Source organism: Kitasatospora sp. NPDC088783, from assembly GCF_044750705.1.
Lineage (GTDB): Bacteria > Actinomycetota > Actinomycetes > Streptomycetales > Streptomycetaceae > Kitasatospora > Kitasatospora fiedleri.
The window spans coordinates 779,772-794,682 of the sequence record NZ_JBIVKJ010000003.1; the positions used below are offsets into that span (position 1 = coordinate 779,772).

Genomic DNA, 14,911 nt, shown 5'->3' on the forward strand with positions numbered 1-14,911 from the left:
GGACCAGAGCAATCGAGCAACTGGACTAGACCTCTTAGACCCGGCCAAGGGAAACTGTCCCCCGTGAAGCACGTCATCGCACTCGATGTAGGCGGCACCGGCATGAAGGCCGCGCTGGTCGCCCAGGACGGCTCCGTGCTGTTCGAAGCACGCCGACCGACCGGGCGGGAGCACGGCCCCGACGCCGTCGTCGCCACCATCCTCGACTTCGCCGCCGACCTGGCGCGGGAGGGCCGCACCCGGTTCGGTGCCGCCCCCCTCGCGGCGGGCGTCGCCGTGCCGGGGACGATCGACGAGGGGAACGGGATCGCGGTCTTCTCCGCCAACCTCGGCTGGCGGGACCTGCCGATGCGCAAGCTGCTCGGCGAGCGCCTCGGCGGCATCCCGGTCGCCCTCGGCCACGACGTCCGCTCCGGCGGCCTCGCCGAGGGCCGGATCGGCGCCGGGCGGGGGGTCGACCGCTTCCTGTTCATCGCGCTGGGCACCGGCATCGCCGGGGCGATCGGCATCCACGGCACCATCGAGGCCGGCGCCCACGGCTACGGCGGCGAGATCGGCCACGTGGTGGTCCGCCCCGGCGGCCCGCAGTGCGGCTGCGGCGCCCGCGGCTGCCTGGAGACCCTGGCCTCGGCCTCCGCGGTCTCCCGGGCCTGGGCCGCCGCCAGCGGCGACCCGGAGGCCGACGCCGCCGCCTGCGCGAGCGCCGTCGACGCCGGCGACCCGCGGGCGGTCGAGGTCTGGCAGGAGGCGGTGGACGCGCTCGCCGACGGCATCGTGCTGGCCCAGAGCCTGCTCGACCCGTCCACGGTGATCGTCGGCGGCGGGCTGGCCGAGGCGGGCGACACGCTCTTCACGCCGCTGCGCGCCGCGGTGACCGAGCGCCTGACCTTCCAGATGCCCCCCGAGGTCGTTCCGGCCATGCTCAAAGACACCGCCGCGTCCCTGGGCGCCGGCTTGCTCGCCTGGGATCTGCTCTCCATGGAGGTGACCGCGTGACCGCGGACCGTACTGCACTGGCCGGAGCCCGACTGGTCCTGCCCGGCGGCGTGATCGACGCCGGCCGGCTCTCCGTCGGGGGCACCCGCATCGCGGGCCTCGGCGGCGAGGCGGAACCGGACGACCTCGACCTCACCGGGTACACCGTCGTCCCCGGCTTCGTCGACCTGCACGTGCACGGCGGCGGCGGCGCCTCGTACGCCTCCGGGATCGCCGAGGAGGCGCTCACCGCCGCCCGCACGCACCTGGAGCACGGCACCACCACGACGATGGCCTCCACCGTCACCGGCGAGATCGACGAGGTCTGCCGCCAGGCGGCGGTGCTCTCCGAACTCGTCGAGGACGGCGTCCTGGCCGGCATCCACTTCGAGGGCCCGTTCATCTCGCACAACCGGTGCGGCGCCCACCGCCCCGACCTGCTGCGCGACCCGGACCCGGCGCTGGTGCGCAAGCTCGCCGACGCGGGCCGCGGCCACACGAAGATGTTCACCCTGGCCCCGGAGCTGCCCGGCGGCCTGGAGTCGGTGCGGATGCTGTCCGACCTCGGCATCATCGCCGCCGTCGGCCACACCGACTCCGACTACGAGGTCACCCTGCGGGCGATCGACGCCGGCGCCACCGTCGCCACCCACCTGTTCAACGCGATGCCGGGCATCCAGCACCGCGCCCCCGGCCCGATCGTCGCCCTGCTGGAGGACGAGCGGGTCACCGTCGAGCTGGTCAACGACGGCGTCCACCTCCACCCCTCGGTGGTCGAGCTGGCCTACGGCACGGCCGGCGCCGACCGCGTCGCGCTGATCACCGACGCGATGGGCGCGGCCGGCATGGGCGACGGCCTGTACCCGCTCGGCCCGCTCCAGGTCCGGGTCGAGGACGGCGTGGCCCGGCTGGTCGAGGGCGGCTCCATCGCGGGCTCCACCCTCACCCTGGACGTCGCCTTCCGGCGCGCCGTCACCGTCCTCGGCCTGTCCCTGAACCAGGCCGTCACCTCGCTGTCCACCGTCCCCGCCCGGCTGCTCGGCCTGGGCGACACCATCGGCACCCTGGAGGCCGGAAAGAACGCCGACCTGGTCGTCCTCGACTCCGACAGTCACGAACTCGTCGCGGTGATGCGCCGCGGCGAGTGGATCGTCGGCGCGGACCGCTTCGCCCGGGCCGGCAATCCGGCCTGACCCGGCGCCGCCCCTCCGGCGGCCCCGGTCCTCCCGGTCACGGGGGTGAGCAGCGGAACCTGCGCCTCGCTACTCACCCCACCGGGAGCACCCCTTGCCGCTCGCCCGCACCTCCGACCTGCTCGCCGCCGCCGTCGCCGACCGGCGCGGCCTGCCCGCCTTCAACGTGATCACCCTGGAGCACGCCGAGGCCATCGCCGCCGGCGCCGAGGCCGCGGCCACGCCCGTGGTCCTCCAGCTCAGCCAGAACGCCGTCGCCCACCGCGGCGGCCGGCTGCTGCCGATCGCCCGCGCCTGCGCCGAGGTGGCCGCCGCCGCCCGCGTCCCCGTCTCGCTCCACCTCGACCACGTCGAGGACGCCGACCTGCTGCGCGCGGCCCCCGCCGCCGGGTTCTCCTCCGCGATGTTCGACGCCTCCGCGCTGCCGCACGACGAGAACGTCAAGGCCACCGCCGAGGCCACCGCCTGGGCGCACCGCCACGGGCTGCACGTGGAGGCCGAACTCGGCCGGGTCGGCGGCAAGGACGGCGAGCCCCCGCTCGGCGCGCACGCCCCCGGCGCCCGCACCGACCCGGACGAGGCCGCCCGCTACGTGGCCGAGACCGGCGTCGACGCGCTGGCCGTCGCGGTCGGCTCCTCGCACGCGATGACCTCCCGGACCGCCGCCCTGGACCACGCGCTGATCCGCGCCCTGGCCGCCGCCGTCCCCGTCCCGCTGGTGCTGCACGGCAGTTCCGGGGTGCCCGACGACGCCCTGGCCGAGGCGGTCGCCGCCGGCATGGTGAAGATCAACATCGGGACGGCGCTCAACCTCGCCTACACCCCGGCCGTCCGCGCCCACCTGGCCGCCCACCCCGGGGCCACCGACCCCCGGCCCGGCCTGGCCGCCGCCCGCGACGCGATGGCCCGGACCGTCGAGCACCTGGCCCGGGTGGTCGCCGGCCGCTGACCCGCGCACCGTTCCGGCCGGACGCACCGCGCCCGGCCGGGACGGGCTACCAGCCCTGGACCTTCGAGGTGCCGTTCGGGGTGACCGCGATCTGGTCGAGCAGGAAGCCGCACTGGTTGTCGGCCTGGCAGGTCACCGAGATGGTGTGCGGGCCGGGCTGGGCCACGGTGCCGCTGACCCAGGAGGAGTACCAGGAGCTCTCCGGCGGCAGGCCGGGGCTGTAGTTGTTGAGCTTTATCGGGGTGTAGGTCGGCTTGCCGTCCACCGCGACGGTGGCGGTGGCGTTCGGGCCGCTGTTGTTGAAGCGCAGCCAGATCTGGAAGGTGCCGGCGGCGGGCACGTTCACGTCCCAGGAGACCGAGGCGCCCACCGTGCCGAGCCCGTCGACGTACTTGCCGCCGGCCGCCTTCGCGCCCGCGACCTGCCCGGCGACCGTGCTGCCGCCGCCGAGCTTCATGCCGGCGGCGTCGGCGACGTCCGTCCCGCCGGAGAGCGCGGTGGTGCTGGGCGAGGAGTCGGCCGAGGGGCCGGCGCTGCCCGCGGCGGCCGTGACGCCGCCGGACGGGGCGGCGGGCGCGGACTGGGCGGCGGCGCCGGACTTGGGCTTGCCGTCCGGGTCGCCGGTGGAGAGCGCGACGCCCGCGCCGATGGCGACCGCGGCGACCACCGCGACGGCGCCGATGATCGCGGCCTTGCCGCGGCCCGCGGGCTTCTCCTCGCCGGGCCGGGGCCGGGAGCGCTCGGCGTAGCGGGACTGCTGGGGCAGCGCGGAGGTGGGCTCCGACCCGGGGAACTGGCCGGCAGGCTGCCCGGGGGCCTGGCCGTACCCGGCGGGGCCGGCCTGCGGGTGGACGGGGCGCTCGCCGTAGCTGGCGCGGCCGACCTCCATCGGGCGGCTGTAGCCGCTGCGGGGCCGCTCCGCGACGGGCTGCTCGCCCTCCGCCGGGCGGTAGAGGTACGCGAAGGGGTCGTCCTGGACCGCGTCTTCGGGCGGTGCGCCGTTGTCACCGGGCGTGGTCACGGTCGACTCCCCTGGAGCTGGATGGTCTCTGTACCCAGGGCACCCTACCTGGCCCGGCTGAGCGGGGGCGAAGCGGTTCAGCCCGCCCGGCGGTGCGAGCGCTCGCCGCGCGAGCCGCGGGCGGCGCCGCCGCGGGTGCGCTTCTCGTCGTACATCCGCTCGTCCGCGGAGTGCAGCACCTCGTCGATGCTCATGCCGCACCCGGCCCAGCCGATGCCCAGGCTGACGCCGACCCGCACCGCCCGGTTGTCGATCCGCATCGGCGGCAGGATCGCCCCGCGCAGCCGCCCGGCCAGCTCCTTGGCCTCCTCGCGGCCGATGTTGTCGGCCAGGACGACGAACTCGTCGCCGCTCATCCGGGCCACCGTGTCGCCCTCCCGGACGACCTGCTGGAGGCGGCGGGCGATCTCGATCAGGACGGCGTCGCCGGTGTTGTGCCCGTGCCGGTCGTTGACCAGCTTGAACCCGTCGAGGTCGCAGTAGAGGACGGCCAGGCCGCGCTCGCCGGCGGGGGCGCCGCGGCGGTGGCCGTGCCACAGGTCGCCGGCGGGCTGCTCGGCGGGGACCACCGCGTGCACGTGGTGGGCGGGGGCGCCGGGGTACGGCGGCCGGTCGTCGGGGAAGGCGGCCAGGTCGCGCTCCAGGGGCCCGTCGGGGGCCGCGTAGCCGTGCGCGAGGGCGTCGGGCGCCCCGGGGGCCGGGCGGCCGTCCGCGGCGGCGTGGGAGGGCTGGTGGGGGGCGTCGGGGGGCGGTGCCTGGCCGGGTATCGCCGGGGTCGGGGCGACCGGACAGAGCCGGCGGGCCAGCCGGGCCCGCAGCTCGGCGCCGTTCGGCAGGCCGGTGAGCGCGTCGTGGCTGGCCCGGTGGGCGAGCTGGAGCTCGTGGCGCTTGCGGTCCTCGATGTCCTCGACGTGGGTCAGCAGGAAGCTGGGGCCCTCGGCGGCGTCGGCGACCACCGAGTTGCGCAGGCAGACCCACTGGTAGCCGCCGTCCCGGCGGGCCAGCCGCAGTTCGGCGCGGCCGCCCTCGGCGCTGGTGCGCAGCAGCAGGTCGAGGTCGTCGGGGTGGACCAGGTCGACGAAGCGCTGCTGGCGCAGGGCGGCGCGGGGACGGCCGAGCAGTCGGCACAGGGCGTCGTTGACCCGGCTGAGCTGGCCCATCGCGTCGCCGTGCAGCTCGGTGATGGCCATCCCGCTGGGGGCGTACTCGAAGGCCTGCCGGAAGGACTCCTCGCTGGCCCGCAGGGCCTGCTGCTCCTTCTCCAGCCGGGCCAGGGCGCGCTGCATCTCGGCCCGCAGCCGGGCGTTGCCGATGGCTATGGAGGCCTGCAGGGAGAACATCTCCAGCGCCTCGCGGGTCCAGGCGCCGGGGCGCTTGCCGCTGCGCGGGCGGTCCACCGAGAGGATGCCGAGCAGGTCGCCGCCGGCGCTGTACATCGGGGCGAGCAGCACGTCGGCGGGGTGCCAGTCGTTGCCGTAGACGGGCATCGGGCCGTCGCCGGTCCAGGTGGGGACGTCGGTGGCGATCGCCCAGCCGCGGTCGTGCGGCAGGAAGCGCAGGGTGCCCCAGTGGTCGGCGACCTGGAGCATCCGCTCCCAGGACTCGCGGGAGCCGACCTGGCCGAGCAGGACGGTGGGGCCGCCGAAGGCGTTCTCCTCGATCTCCCAGACGGCGGCGACCACGAGGTCGCCGTCGGGGCGCACCAGGCTGACCGCGGCGGCGTCGAACCCGAGCCCGTGGACCGCGCCCTCGACGACCGCCTGCAGGGTTCCCGCCAGGCTCCGGGCAGCGTTGAGGTCCGCCACGACCCGGTGCAAGGTGCGGAGGGTCGCGAGGCGGACGTAGGGCTCCGACTCGGCTTCCATGCGGGGGCTCCCCGGCTGCTTCGGATGGTTCTTGAAAGGTTGTCGTCCGATTGCCAGAAGAACTGAATCACAGCGAGCACTGCGATAGGCACGCTCGGTCAGCAATAGCCGGTGACTGTGACTCAAATCACACAATGATCAAGGAGTTGGCGACCAAAGGCCGAGCGGACCTACGACCACGGCCCGATACCGGCACGCCCGACCGGCGACTACCGTGCGGTACGTGTACAGCTCTCCGCAGTCCCCCGCCGCCCCCGCGGCCCCCGCCCCCGCGGCGGCCGGCGCCGCCCCCGAGGAGTTCCGGGCCGCCCTCGGCCAACTCGCCGCGGGCGTCTCGCTGCTGACCGTGCACGACCCCGAGGACGACGAGGACGCGGGGATGACCGCGACCTCGTTCCTGTCGGTGTCGCTGGAGCCGCCGCTGGTGCTGGTCTCGCTCCGCACCGACTCCCGGATGGACGAGCTGCTGGCCCGGGCCGAGACCTGGGCGGTGTCGCTGCTCGGCGAGGAGCACCGCGCGCTCGCCTCCCGGTTCGCCATGAAGGGGCGGCTCAGCGACCGGCTGCTGTTCGCCGACGCCGCCTGGCACCGCGGCCCGCACGCGGGCGCCCCGCTGATCGACGGCGCGCTGGCCACCGTGGAGTGCCGCACCGAGCAGCGGATCGCGGCCGGCGACCACACCCTGGTGCTCGGCCGCGTCCTGGCCGCCGAGGTGCCGGCCCCGGCCGGACGGCCGCTGCTGTACCTGCGCGGCGGCTACCGGCAGCTGGGCTGACGTCCCGTCACTCCGGGCGGATCCGGCCCCGGCCCTGCTTGAGCCCCGAGCGGTGCCGCTTGGTCTCCAGCCGCCGCTCGACCATGCCCCGGCTGGGCTTGGTGGCCCGCCGGGCCTTCGGCGGCGGCGCGGTGGCCTCCCCCAGCAGCGCGGCCAGCCGGGCCGCGGCCACCTCCCGGTTGCGCCACTGCGAGCGGTGCTCGGAGGCCCGGACCACCAGCACCCCGTCCACCAGCCGGGAGGCCAGCCGCTCCAGGGCGCGCTCCTTCCACACCGCCGGCAGCGCGTCGGAGGAGGCGAGGTCCCAGCGCAGCTCGACCCGGGAGTCGGAGGTGTTCACGTGCTGTCCGCCGGGGCCGGAGGACCGCGAGAAGCGCCAGACGAGCTCGGCGTCGGGGACGACCACCGAGCCCCGTACGCGCACGGGCTCAGTCATGCGCCCATCATCCCGCCCGCCCCCGGCCCCCGTCACCTGGTTAAGCGGGCACAATGGCGGGCGTGATCGAGCTCGGCTACTCGCTGTCCACCCGCCTCCCCGACCCCCCGCAGACCGACTACCGCACCGCGTCGGTCCGCTCGCTGCGGCACGACCTGTTCGCGGGCGACGTGTACCTGGAGACGGACGAGGGCGCCGGGCTGGAGACCCGCTGGGGCTGGGTGCCGGTGCTGGACTTCGCCTGGGCGGTGTGCGACATCGCCGAGCGGCTCGACCAGGACCCGCGGGGCAGCCGGGAGGCCCGGGTGCGCACCGAGGACCTGGACTTCACCCAGAACACCGAACTGCTGCGCTTCGCCCGCCGGTTCGGCTGGGTGGAGATCACCGCGACCTGGCGCCCCGAGGACGAGCCGCTGGTGGTCCGGCACGCCGAACTGCGCCGCGAGGCCCGGGACTTCCTGCAGGACGTGCTGGCCGACCTGACCGAGCTGCACGAGGGGCTCGCCGACAACCCGAACGTCTGGACCGTCCAGGGCCGTTACCCGAGAATCTGATCACGGCCCGAACGCCGTCCGGGGGAGAACCGTCCGTCCACCAACCGGTGGAACCAATCGCGGCCCGTCCGGCGTTCTCTGGGCAAAACCGACCGAAGGGACACCACAGACCATGCCCGTGAGCCTCTCCAAGGGTGGCAACGTCTCGCTGACCAAGGAGGCCCCCGGCCTGACCGCGGTCACCGTCGGCCTCGGCTGGGACGTGCGCACCACCACCGGCGCCGAGTTCGACCTGGACGCCAGCGCGATCGTCCTGAACGGCGAAGGCAAGGTCTACTCGGACCGGCACTTCGTGTTCTTCAACAACACCAGCACCCCGGACAGCAGCGTCGTGCACACCGGCGACAACCGCACCGGCGAGGGCGCGGGCGACGACGAGTCGATCAACGTCAACCTGGCCGCGCTGCCCGCCGACGTCACCAAGATCGTCTTCCCGGTGACCATCTACGACGGCATCAACCGCGGCCAGAGCTTCGGCCAGGTCCGCAACGCCTACATCCGGGTGCTCAACCAGGCCGGCGGCACCGAGATCGCCCGCTACGACCTCTCCGAGGACGCCGCCACCGAGACCGCGATGATCTTCGGCGAGCTGTACCGCAACGGCGACGAGTGGAAGTTCCGCGCCATCGGCCAGGGCTACGCCTCCGGCCTGGTCGGCATCGCCCAGGACTTCGGCGTCAACGTCTGACCCGGCGCCACCACGCGAACGGCCCCCGGAATCCTCCGGGGGCCGTTCGCGTGGTGGGGCGCGGTCAGGAGCGGCCGGCCCGCAGCTCGGGCAGCTCCAGCAGCTCGGTCTCGTCGTGCGCGGTCAGGTCGACCACCTCGGACTCGGTGTCCGACTCGGCGTGCTGGTGGCTCGGCGGCTGCTCCACCGCCTGGTGCGGCGGCTGCGCGGCGTCCACCGGGGCGCCGGCCGTCACCGCGTAGCGCTCGCTGTCGGCCAGCGCCTCGTCGCCCACCACGTCCGCCAGGTCGCCGACCGCGGGGGCCGCGGCGCCGGAGCGCAGCGCGGCCCGGGCCGCGCCGGGGCGGCCGAAGAAGCTGAACGCCGTGGCCCGCGGGCGCTGCGGCGCGGGGACGGCCGGGCGCTGCTCCGGCCCGGGCAGCGCCGGGCCGACCGGGCGCAGCGCGGCGGCCGCGGCCGCCGGCACCGGCTCCGGCATCTTCGGGCGCAGCTCGACCTGGGCCCGCTCGTCCACCGCGCGGCGCGCCTCGGCGACCGCCGCCTGCCGCTCCAGGTGCCGCAGCGCGGCCTGCGCGCGGACGTAGGAGGCGGGCGTGACGGGGTGCTTGGGGCGGGCGGCCTCCACGGCCTCGCGGGCCGCCTCGGCCTCCTTCAGGGCCTGCTCGGCGACCATCACGGCGCGCTCGCGCAGCAGCCGGGCGATCTCGGTCTCGGCCTTGGCCAGCCGGGACTTCTCCGCGGTCAGCCGCCGTCCGAACCGGGTGGCGCGCTCCTCGGCGACCTCGGCCGCGTACTCGGCCTCGGCGATCTGCTCCTCGTAGCGCTCCTCGGCCCGCATCCGGCGCACCACGGCCAGCTGGGCGGAGGTCCGGGCGGCCCGGTCGCGCTGGCGCAGCACCAGGGCCAGGCCGACCACCGCGACGACCGCGGCGACGCCCACCGAGCGGGCCACCACCTGATCCGGACTGGCCACCAGCGCGGCCAGCGCCGCGACCACGAGCACACCGGAGGCGACCGGCGGCAGCAGCCGGCCGAGGACGGAGGAATGACGGTGGCGTCCGCGAGACATGGCTAGAAACTAGCGTGCGAATCACGGCGCTGTCAGCCTCGCCCCCCATTCGGGCCTTGACAGTCCGCGAGAACCACGGACGGCGACGGCCCGGTGACGGACCGTCAGTGCGGGGAGGCGGCCGTCCCGCGCGGGTGCTCGGGGTCGTCGTGGTCGTCGGGCAGCTCGCAGATGTGCTGCAGCCACAGCGCCACCGCGATCACCGCCGCCCCGGCGAGCACCGCGAACAGCGCGGTGGCCGCCTGCGTCCGGCGGGCCGCGATGTCCAGCGAGCCGAGCAGGAACACCCCGACGCCCGCGTAGATCCCGGTCACCACCGCCGACACCAGCGCGCTGGCCTGTCCCAGCACCAGCGCCCGGGCCGCGTGCAGCGGGTCGACGCCCTTGGCGCCGGGCTGCCGCTCGCGCACCGCCTTGAGCCGCGAGCGCAGCGAGAGCGCCGCGGCCAGCAGCACCACGGCGACCGCCGCCAGCACGTACGGCGCGTAGGCGGGCACCCCGGGCAGCGTGTCCAGCGAGTCCCACAGCCGGGCGCCCCCCCAGGACAGCAGCCCGGTGATCGCGGTGATGCCGAGCAGCAGACGGAGACGGAGCGGCTTCACGCGGACGGGCTTCCTTCCAGTGGGACGACGGCGGGGTCACGACCAGGCCACCGTACCGGCCCGGCCGCACCCGCAGGGAGCTACGCCCGCGTGCGCCCGGAAGTTCCCGGGCGCCGACCGGGCTACTCGGGCAGCCGCAGCTGCAGGTCGGCGCGGAGCCGCACGCCCTGCGCCCCGGCCCCGCCCAGGCCCGCCAGCAGCTCGGCGACCGGGCCGCGGCCCGGTACCTCGGCCGCCGGGTCGGCGTCCTGCCAGGGCGCCAGCACGAACGCCCGCTCGTGCGCCCGCGGGTGGGGCAGCGTCAGGTGCGGGTCGTCGCTGGTGACGCCCTCGTAGGCGAGCACGTCGACGTCCAGGGTGCGCGGGCCCCAGTGGACGGTGCGGACCCGGCCGAACGCGTCCTCCACCGCGTTGGCCCGCTCCAGCAGGTCCCGCGGGGGCAGCGAGGTGCGCAGCACGGCGACGGCGTTGAAGTAGCTCGGCTGGTCCTCGGGGCCGCCGACGGCGTCCGTCTCGTACACCGCGGACAGCGCGGTCACCCGCACCCCCGGGGTGTCCGCCAGCGCGTCGACGGCGCCCTGGAGGGTCTCCAGGCGGTTGCCCAGGTTGCTGCCGAGCGCGACGGCGGCGGTGCGGGAGTCGTGCAGGGTGGACTCCACGCGGTCCACCCTGCCCTGCAGGTCGAACGTGGTCGGCGTGGCGGTCGGGTCGGTCGTGGCCAATGGAGTTCCCTCTGCTCGGGCTCCACCGGGCGCGGTCAGGCGCGGCCCCGGCGGATCGTGATGGTGACGTCGTCGAACGGGACGGTGATCGGGGCGTCCGGCTTGTGCACGGTGACCTCGACCTCCTCGACCACCTCGTGGCGCAGGCACTGGTCGGCGATCCGCTGGGCCAGCGTCTCGATCAGGTCGACCGGGTCGCCCGCGATCACCGCGGTGACCTCCTCCGCGATCACGCCGTAGTGGGCGGTGCGGGTCAGGTCGTCGCCCGCGGCGGCCGGCCGGGTGTCGAGGAACAGCGTCAGGTCGACCACGAAGGTCTGCCCCTCGACCCGCTCCCGTTCGAAGACGCCGTGGTGGCCCCGGGCACGGAGCCCGCGCAGGGTGACGCGGTCCAGCAAAAGAATCACTGCTCCCAGCTGACGGCCCCGCCGGGGCGGGGAACGGCGGGCACCGTCGCCCGCCGCCCCTCGAATCTACCTTCGAGCACCGACCGCCCGGGACCGCCTCCCCGTCCGCCCACCCGATCGGACCGGCCGCCGCGGCCCTTGACGCCGCGGCGCTACTCGTCCTCGTCGTCCTCGTCGTCCCCGCTGGTGAGCACCGGCGAGCCGTGGTGCGACCACAGCTTCCAGCCCGCCGGCGTCCGCCGGAACAGGTTCGTCGACACCACCTTGCCGCCCACCAGCGGCCCCAGCTCGCCCTCCTCCTCCGGCTCGCCGCCGGACAGGATGTTCTCCGTGCAGGTCACCAGGGCCACGTCGCCCTGCACGTCCACCTCGACGTCGGTCAGGAAGAACTGGATGTACTCGGTGTTCGCCATGATCAGCATGTACGAGCGGGTCACCTGGGCCCGGCCGATCAGCGCCGGCCACCCCGGGTGGACGCAGAACACCCCGCTCTTGTCGTCCGCCTCGTCCGGCCCCAGCCAGATCGCCTCGACGGCCTCCAGGTCGCCGTTCTCCAGCGCCTCGTACAGCGCCTGGTTGACCGCCAGGACCGCTTCCCCGTCCGCCTCCGGCGCCGCCGCCCGGTCGTTGCCGCCACTCACTGCATCCGCCACGTCTACCCCCTCTGCGCCGCCTGCTGCCAGGCCGCGACGACTCGTACGGCGTCAGCCGTGCCGGACACGTCATGCACCCGCACCGCCCAGGCGCCCGCCCTCGCCGCCAGCACCGAGACCGCCGCCGTGGCGTCGTCCCGCTGCCGCGCCGGGCGCAGCTCCCCGGTTTCCGGGTTGGCCAGCAGCGTACCCAGGAAGCGCTTGCGCGAAGCCGCCACCAGCACCGGCCGTCCCATCGCCGTCAGCGCGTCCAGCCGGCCCAGCAGGGCCCAGTTGTGCGCGCCGGTCTTGGCGAACCCCAGGCCCGGGTCGAGGATCAGCTGCTCCTCCTTCACCCCCGCGGCCAGCAGCTCCTCCACCCGGACGGTCAGCTCGCGCACCACGTCCGCGACCACGTCGCCGTACACCGCGCGGGCGTCCATGTCCGCGGACTGGCCGCGCCAGTGCATCACCACGAACGGCGCGCCGGTGTCGGCCACCACCCCGGCCATCTCCGGGTCGGCGAGCCCGCCGGACACGTCGTTGACCAGCCGGGCGCCCGCCGCGAGGGCCGCCGCGGCGACGCCCGCCCGCATGGTGTCCACCGAGACCACCGCCCCGGCCCGGGCCAGCTCGGTGACCACCGGCACCACCCGGCGCAGCTCCTCCGCCTCGGTCACCCGCACCGCACCCGGCCGGGTCGACTCCCCGCCCACGTCCACCAGGTCCGCCCCGCGCGCCACCAGGTCCAGCCCGTGCGCCACCGCCCGCGCCGGGTCCAGCCACAGCCCCCCGTCCGAGAACGAGTCCGGCGTGACGTTGACCACTCCCATCACCGCGCAGCGCTCAAGGACGGGCAGACCGGGGACGTTCTCGCTCATGCGTCCCATTATCGACGCACCGGGTGGAACGACTCCCCCGGGCGGGGCCGACGGGGGCGCGGGGAACCGCGCGACCGGCCCGGCGCCCGCCGCGGGGTCGCGAGGAGGCGGCGGGCCGCCGCCCGCCCCGCGACCCCGCCGCGCGCCTACGCGGCCCTGCCCAACTGCGCCGCGGGCTCCGCCGTCAGGCTCTGGCGCTGCCGCTTGCGGCCGAAGCGCGGCATGCCGAGGGTGATGAACGCCTCCGCCTGCATCGCGGCGAAGCCGATCCGCGGCAGGTCCCGGGTGTGCGGGTAGACCAGGAAGCGCGGCTCCCAGCTCGGCTGGAACTTCGCGTTGAACTTGTACAGCGACTCGATCTGGAACCAGCGCGAGAGGAACACCAGCAGCCCGCGCCAGGCCCGCAGCACCGGGCCCGCCCCGATCCGCTCGCCGCGGGCGAGCGCCGAGCGGAACATCGCGAAGTTCAGCGAGACCCGCCGCACGCCCATCGCCCCGACCTCCTGGAGGGCGGCGACGATCAGCAGCTCGTTGAGGCCGGGGTCGGCCTCCCGGTCGCGGCGCATCAGCTCCAGCGAGATGCCGTCCTCGCCCCACGGGACGAAGTGCAGCACCGCCTTCAGGTCGTCGGCGGCGTCGGCGCCCGCCTCCCCCTCCTCGGGGGCCTTGTGCGCGGTGACGACCACGCAGTCGTCGTCCCCGGCGTCGCCGAACCGGCCGAGCGCCATGGAGAAGCCGCGCTCGGTGTCGGTGCCGCGCCAGCGGGCCGCCGCGTCGCCGATCTGCCGCTTCTCGTCGAGGGTGAGGTCGCCGACCCGGCGGACCTTGCAGGAGTAGCCGTTGCGCTCGATCCGCTTGACCATCTGGCGGACGTTGCGCATCGCGCGGCCGGAGAGCGAGAAGGAGGCGGTGTCGACGATCGCCTCGTCGCCGAGTTCGAGCGCGTCCAGCCCGGCCTCCCGGGTCCACACCTCGCCGCCGACCTCGGAGCAGCCCATCACGGCGGGCACCCAGGCGTGCTCGCGGGCGGTCGTCATGAAGACCTTGATCGCGCCGGGCCACGCCTCGACGTCGCCGACCGGGTCGCCGGAGGCCAGCATCACGCCGGAGACCACCCGGTAGGAGATCGCGGCCTTGCCGGTCGGCGAGAACAGCACGCTCTTGTCGCGGCGCAGCGCGAAGTAGCCGAGCGAGTCGCGCCGGCCGTGCCGGGCCAGCAGCTCGCGGACCCGCAGCTCGTCCTCGGGGGTGAGCTCGGGCTCGGGCTTCTCCGGGCGCAGCGCCAGGTACGCGGTGGTGAGGGCGGTGACCAGGCCGAGCGCGCCGAGCGAGTAGCCGACCAGGTCGGCGATCCGGTCGGAGGTGTAGTGGATCGGGCCGCCGAAGCCGAACAGGCCGTAGCCGACCTGCTCCAGCCGCTGGAACAGCGACGGGTCGCCGATCTCCGCCTTCCAGCGGACCGAGACCACGACCAGGCCGAGCAGCACCGAGACGACGCCGAGCACGGCGAAGTTGAGCACCGCGCGCCAGCGGGTGCGCGGGTCGGCCTTGGCGTAGAACTCGCGCCGGTGCACCAGCATCACCGCGAGCAGCGCCAGCGAGATCGCGGCCTGCCCGAACTGGTGCCAGCGCAGCAGGTGCAGCGCCGCGCCGACCGGCAGCAGCGCGCACACCGCCCGCCAGGCCCGCGCCTTGCGGCGGCGCAGCGCGTGCGCCAGCAGCACCAGCAGCACGCCGACCATCAGGGTGCCGGCGGCGGCCAGCGTGGTGGTGCCGCCGGGCAGCTGGCCGACCACGGTGTGCACCCTGGTGAACCGCAGCCTGGGGGAGACCGCGCAGGCGATGTCGATCAGGCCGATGGCCAGGCAGGCGTACCCGACCGCCCCCGGCAGCCAGGCCCGCGGCACCGCGGCGGCCTGGTTGCGGAGCGCCCGCAGACCGCGCGGGCGGGGTGCGTCGGGGGTCGTCTCAGCGGACACGGGAGCGCTCATGGAAACTCAGCCTAGAGGCACCGGGGCGCTGGGCGCGCACTCCGGGAGCCGGGGCGTGATGGACTCTCATGACTGTTCCTTTTTCTGGCAATCCGCACGTCAAGCGCGGTCCACGGGAGGTTCGGGTCCGCTCGCCGGGGGCCCGGTTCGA

The 14,911-nt window shown here is 75.3% G+C and carries 16 protein-coding genes; 6 read left to right on the plus strand and 10 right to left on the minus strand.

Features of this window, described 5'->3' with window-relative positions; all coding sequences use genetic code 11:
* Nucleotides 1–63 precede the first annotated feature (63 nt).
* The 3 genes from ACIP60_RS12045 to ACIP60_RS12055 all read left to right on the plus strand — a co-directional run bounded on the left by ACIP60_RS12045 (nt 64) and on the right by ACIP60_RS12055 (nt 3,117).
* The gene (locus tag ACIP60_RS12045) at nt 64–996 is read left to right on the plus strand and encodes an ROK family protein (protein ID WP_400682511.1); all 933 of its coding nucleotides are present in this window, start codon (nt 64–66) and stop codon (nt 994–996) included.
* A complete protein-coding gene (nagA, locus tag ACIP60_RS12050) occupies nt 993–2,168 on the plus strand; it encodes an N-acetylglucosamine-6-phosphate deacetylase (protein ID WP_400682512.1) in 1,176 nt (391 codons plus the stop codon). The genes ACIP60_RS12045 and nagA overlap by 4 nt, the downstream gene beginning before the upstream one ends.
* Before the next feature lie 94 nt (nt 2,169–2,262).
* Nucleotides 2,263–3,117 carry a ketose-bisphosphate aldolase gene (locus ACIP60_RS12055; protein ID WP_400682513.1) on the plus strand — a complete coding sequence of 285 codons (855 nt, stop codon included), beginning with the start codon at nt 2,263–2,265 and terminating at the stop codon, nt 3,115–3,117.
* A gap of 46 nt (nt 3,118–3,163) precedes the next feature.
* On the opposite strand, the gene ACIP60_RS12060 is transcribed toward ACIP60_RS12055, so the two are convergent.
* Both ACIP60_RS12060 and ACIP60_RS12065 read right to left on the minus strand, forming a co-directional pair.
* On the minus strand, nt 3,164–4,138 hold the full coding sequence (locus ACIP60_RS12060) for a hypothetical protein (RefSeq protein ID WP_400682514.1): 975 nt from the start codon (nt 4,136–4,138) through the stop codon (nt 3,164–3,166).
* Nucleotides 4,139–4,215: 77 nt separating this feature from the next.
* On the minus strand, nt 4,216–6,003 hold the full coding sequence (locus ACIP60_RS12065) for a diguanylate cyclase domain-containing protein (protein ID WP_400682516.1): 1,788 nt from the start codon (nt 6,001–6,003) through the stop codon (nt 4,216–4,218).
* Nucleotides 6,004–6,226: 223 nt separating this feature from the next.
* Here ACIP60_RS12065 and ACIP60_RS12070 point away from each other — a divergent pair, with 223 nt between their 5' ends.
* On the plus strand, nt 6,227–6,778 hold the full coding sequence (locus tag ACIP60_RS12070; RefSeq protein WP_400682517.1) for a flavin reductase family protein: 552 nt from the start codon (nt 6,227–6,229) through the stop codon (nt 6,776–6,778).
* 7 nt (nt 6,779–6,785) lie between these two features.
* Here ACIP60_RS12070 and arfB read toward each other — a convergent pair whose 3' ends face one another.
* Nucleotides 6,786–7,214 carry an alternative ribosome rescue aminoacyl-tRNA hydrolase ArfB gene (gene arfB / locus ACIP60_RS12075; RefSeq protein WP_100836825.1) on the minus strand — a complete coding sequence of 143 codons (429 nt, stop codon included), beginning with the start codon at nt 7,212–7,214 and terminating at the stop codon, nt 6,786–6,788.
* A gap of 62 nt (nt 7,215–7,276) precedes the next feature.
* Here arfB and ACIP60_RS12080 point away from each other — a divergent pair, with 62 nt between their 5' ends.
* Both ACIP60_RS12080 and ACIP60_RS12085 read left to right on the plus strand, forming a co-directional pair.
* A complete protein-coding gene (locus ACIP60_RS12080) occupies nt 7,277–7,768 on the plus strand; it encodes a hypothetical protein (RefSeq protein ID WP_100838541.1) in 492 nt (163 codons plus the stop codon).
* Nucleotides 7,769–7,880: 112 nt separating this feature from the next.
* Entirely contained in the window at nt 7,881–8,456 is a 576-nt protein-coding gene (locus ACIP60_RS12085) for a TerD family protein (RefSeq protein ID WP_400682518.1), read from the plus strand.
* Nucleotides 8,457–8,520: 64 nt separating this feature from the next.
* Here ACIP60_RS12085 and ACIP60_RS12090 read toward each other — a convergent pair whose 3' ends face one another.
* From ACIP60_RS12090 to ACIP60_RS12120, 7 genes are all read right to left on the minus strand, one after another.
* On the minus strand, nt 8,521–9,525 hold the full coding sequence (locus ACIP60_RS12090) for a hypothetical protein (RefSeq protein WP_400682519.1): 1,005 nt from the start codon (nt 9,523–9,525) through the stop codon (nt 8,521–8,523).
* A gap of 104 nt (nt 9,526–9,629) precedes the next feature.
* A complete protein-coding gene (locus ACIP60_RS12095; RefSeq protein WP_400682520.1) occupies nt 9,630–10,127 on the minus strand; it encodes a DUF3180 domain-containing protein in 498 nt (165 codons plus the stop codon).
* Between the two features lie 122 nt (nt 10,128–10,249).
* On the minus strand, nt 10,250–10,849 hold the full coding sequence (gene folK, locus ACIP60_RS12100) for a 2-amino-4-hydroxy-6-hydroxymethyldihydropteridine diphosphokinase (RefSeq protein WP_111554808.1): 600 nt from the start codon (nt 10,847–10,849) through the stop codon (nt 10,250–10,252).
* 35 nt (nt 10,850–10,884) lie between these two features.
* The gene (gene folB / locus ACIP60_RS12105; protein ID WP_100838542.1) at nt 10,885–11,244 is read right to left on the minus strand and encodes a dihydroneopterin aldolase; all 360 of its coding nucleotides are present in this window, start codon (nt 11,242–11,244) and stop codon (nt 10,885–10,887) included.
* Nucleotides 11,245–11,408: 164 nt separating this feature from the next.
* On the minus strand, nt 11,409–11,909 hold the full coding sequence (locus tag ACIP60_RS12110) for a nuclear transport factor 2 family protein (protein ID WP_100836831.1): 501 nt from the start codon (nt 11,907–11,909) through the stop codon (nt 11,409–11,411).
* A 2-nt stretch (nt 11,910–11,911) separates the two neighbouring features.
* Nucleotides 11,912–12,778 (minus strand): dihydropteroate synthase, encoded by an 867-nt coding sequence (folP, locus tag ACIP60_RS12115; protein WP_400682523.1) that lies wholly within the window; start codon nt 12,776–12,778, stop codon nt 11,912–11,914.
* Between the two features lie 137 nt (nt 12,779–12,915).
* Entirely contained in the window at nt 12,916–14,760 is a 1,845-nt protein-coding gene (locus tag ACIP60_RS12120) for a phosphatidylglycerol lysyltransferase domain-containing protein (RefSeq protein ID WP_400682525.1), read from the minus strand.
* Between the last annotated feature and the right edge of the window lie 151 nt (nt 14,761–14,911).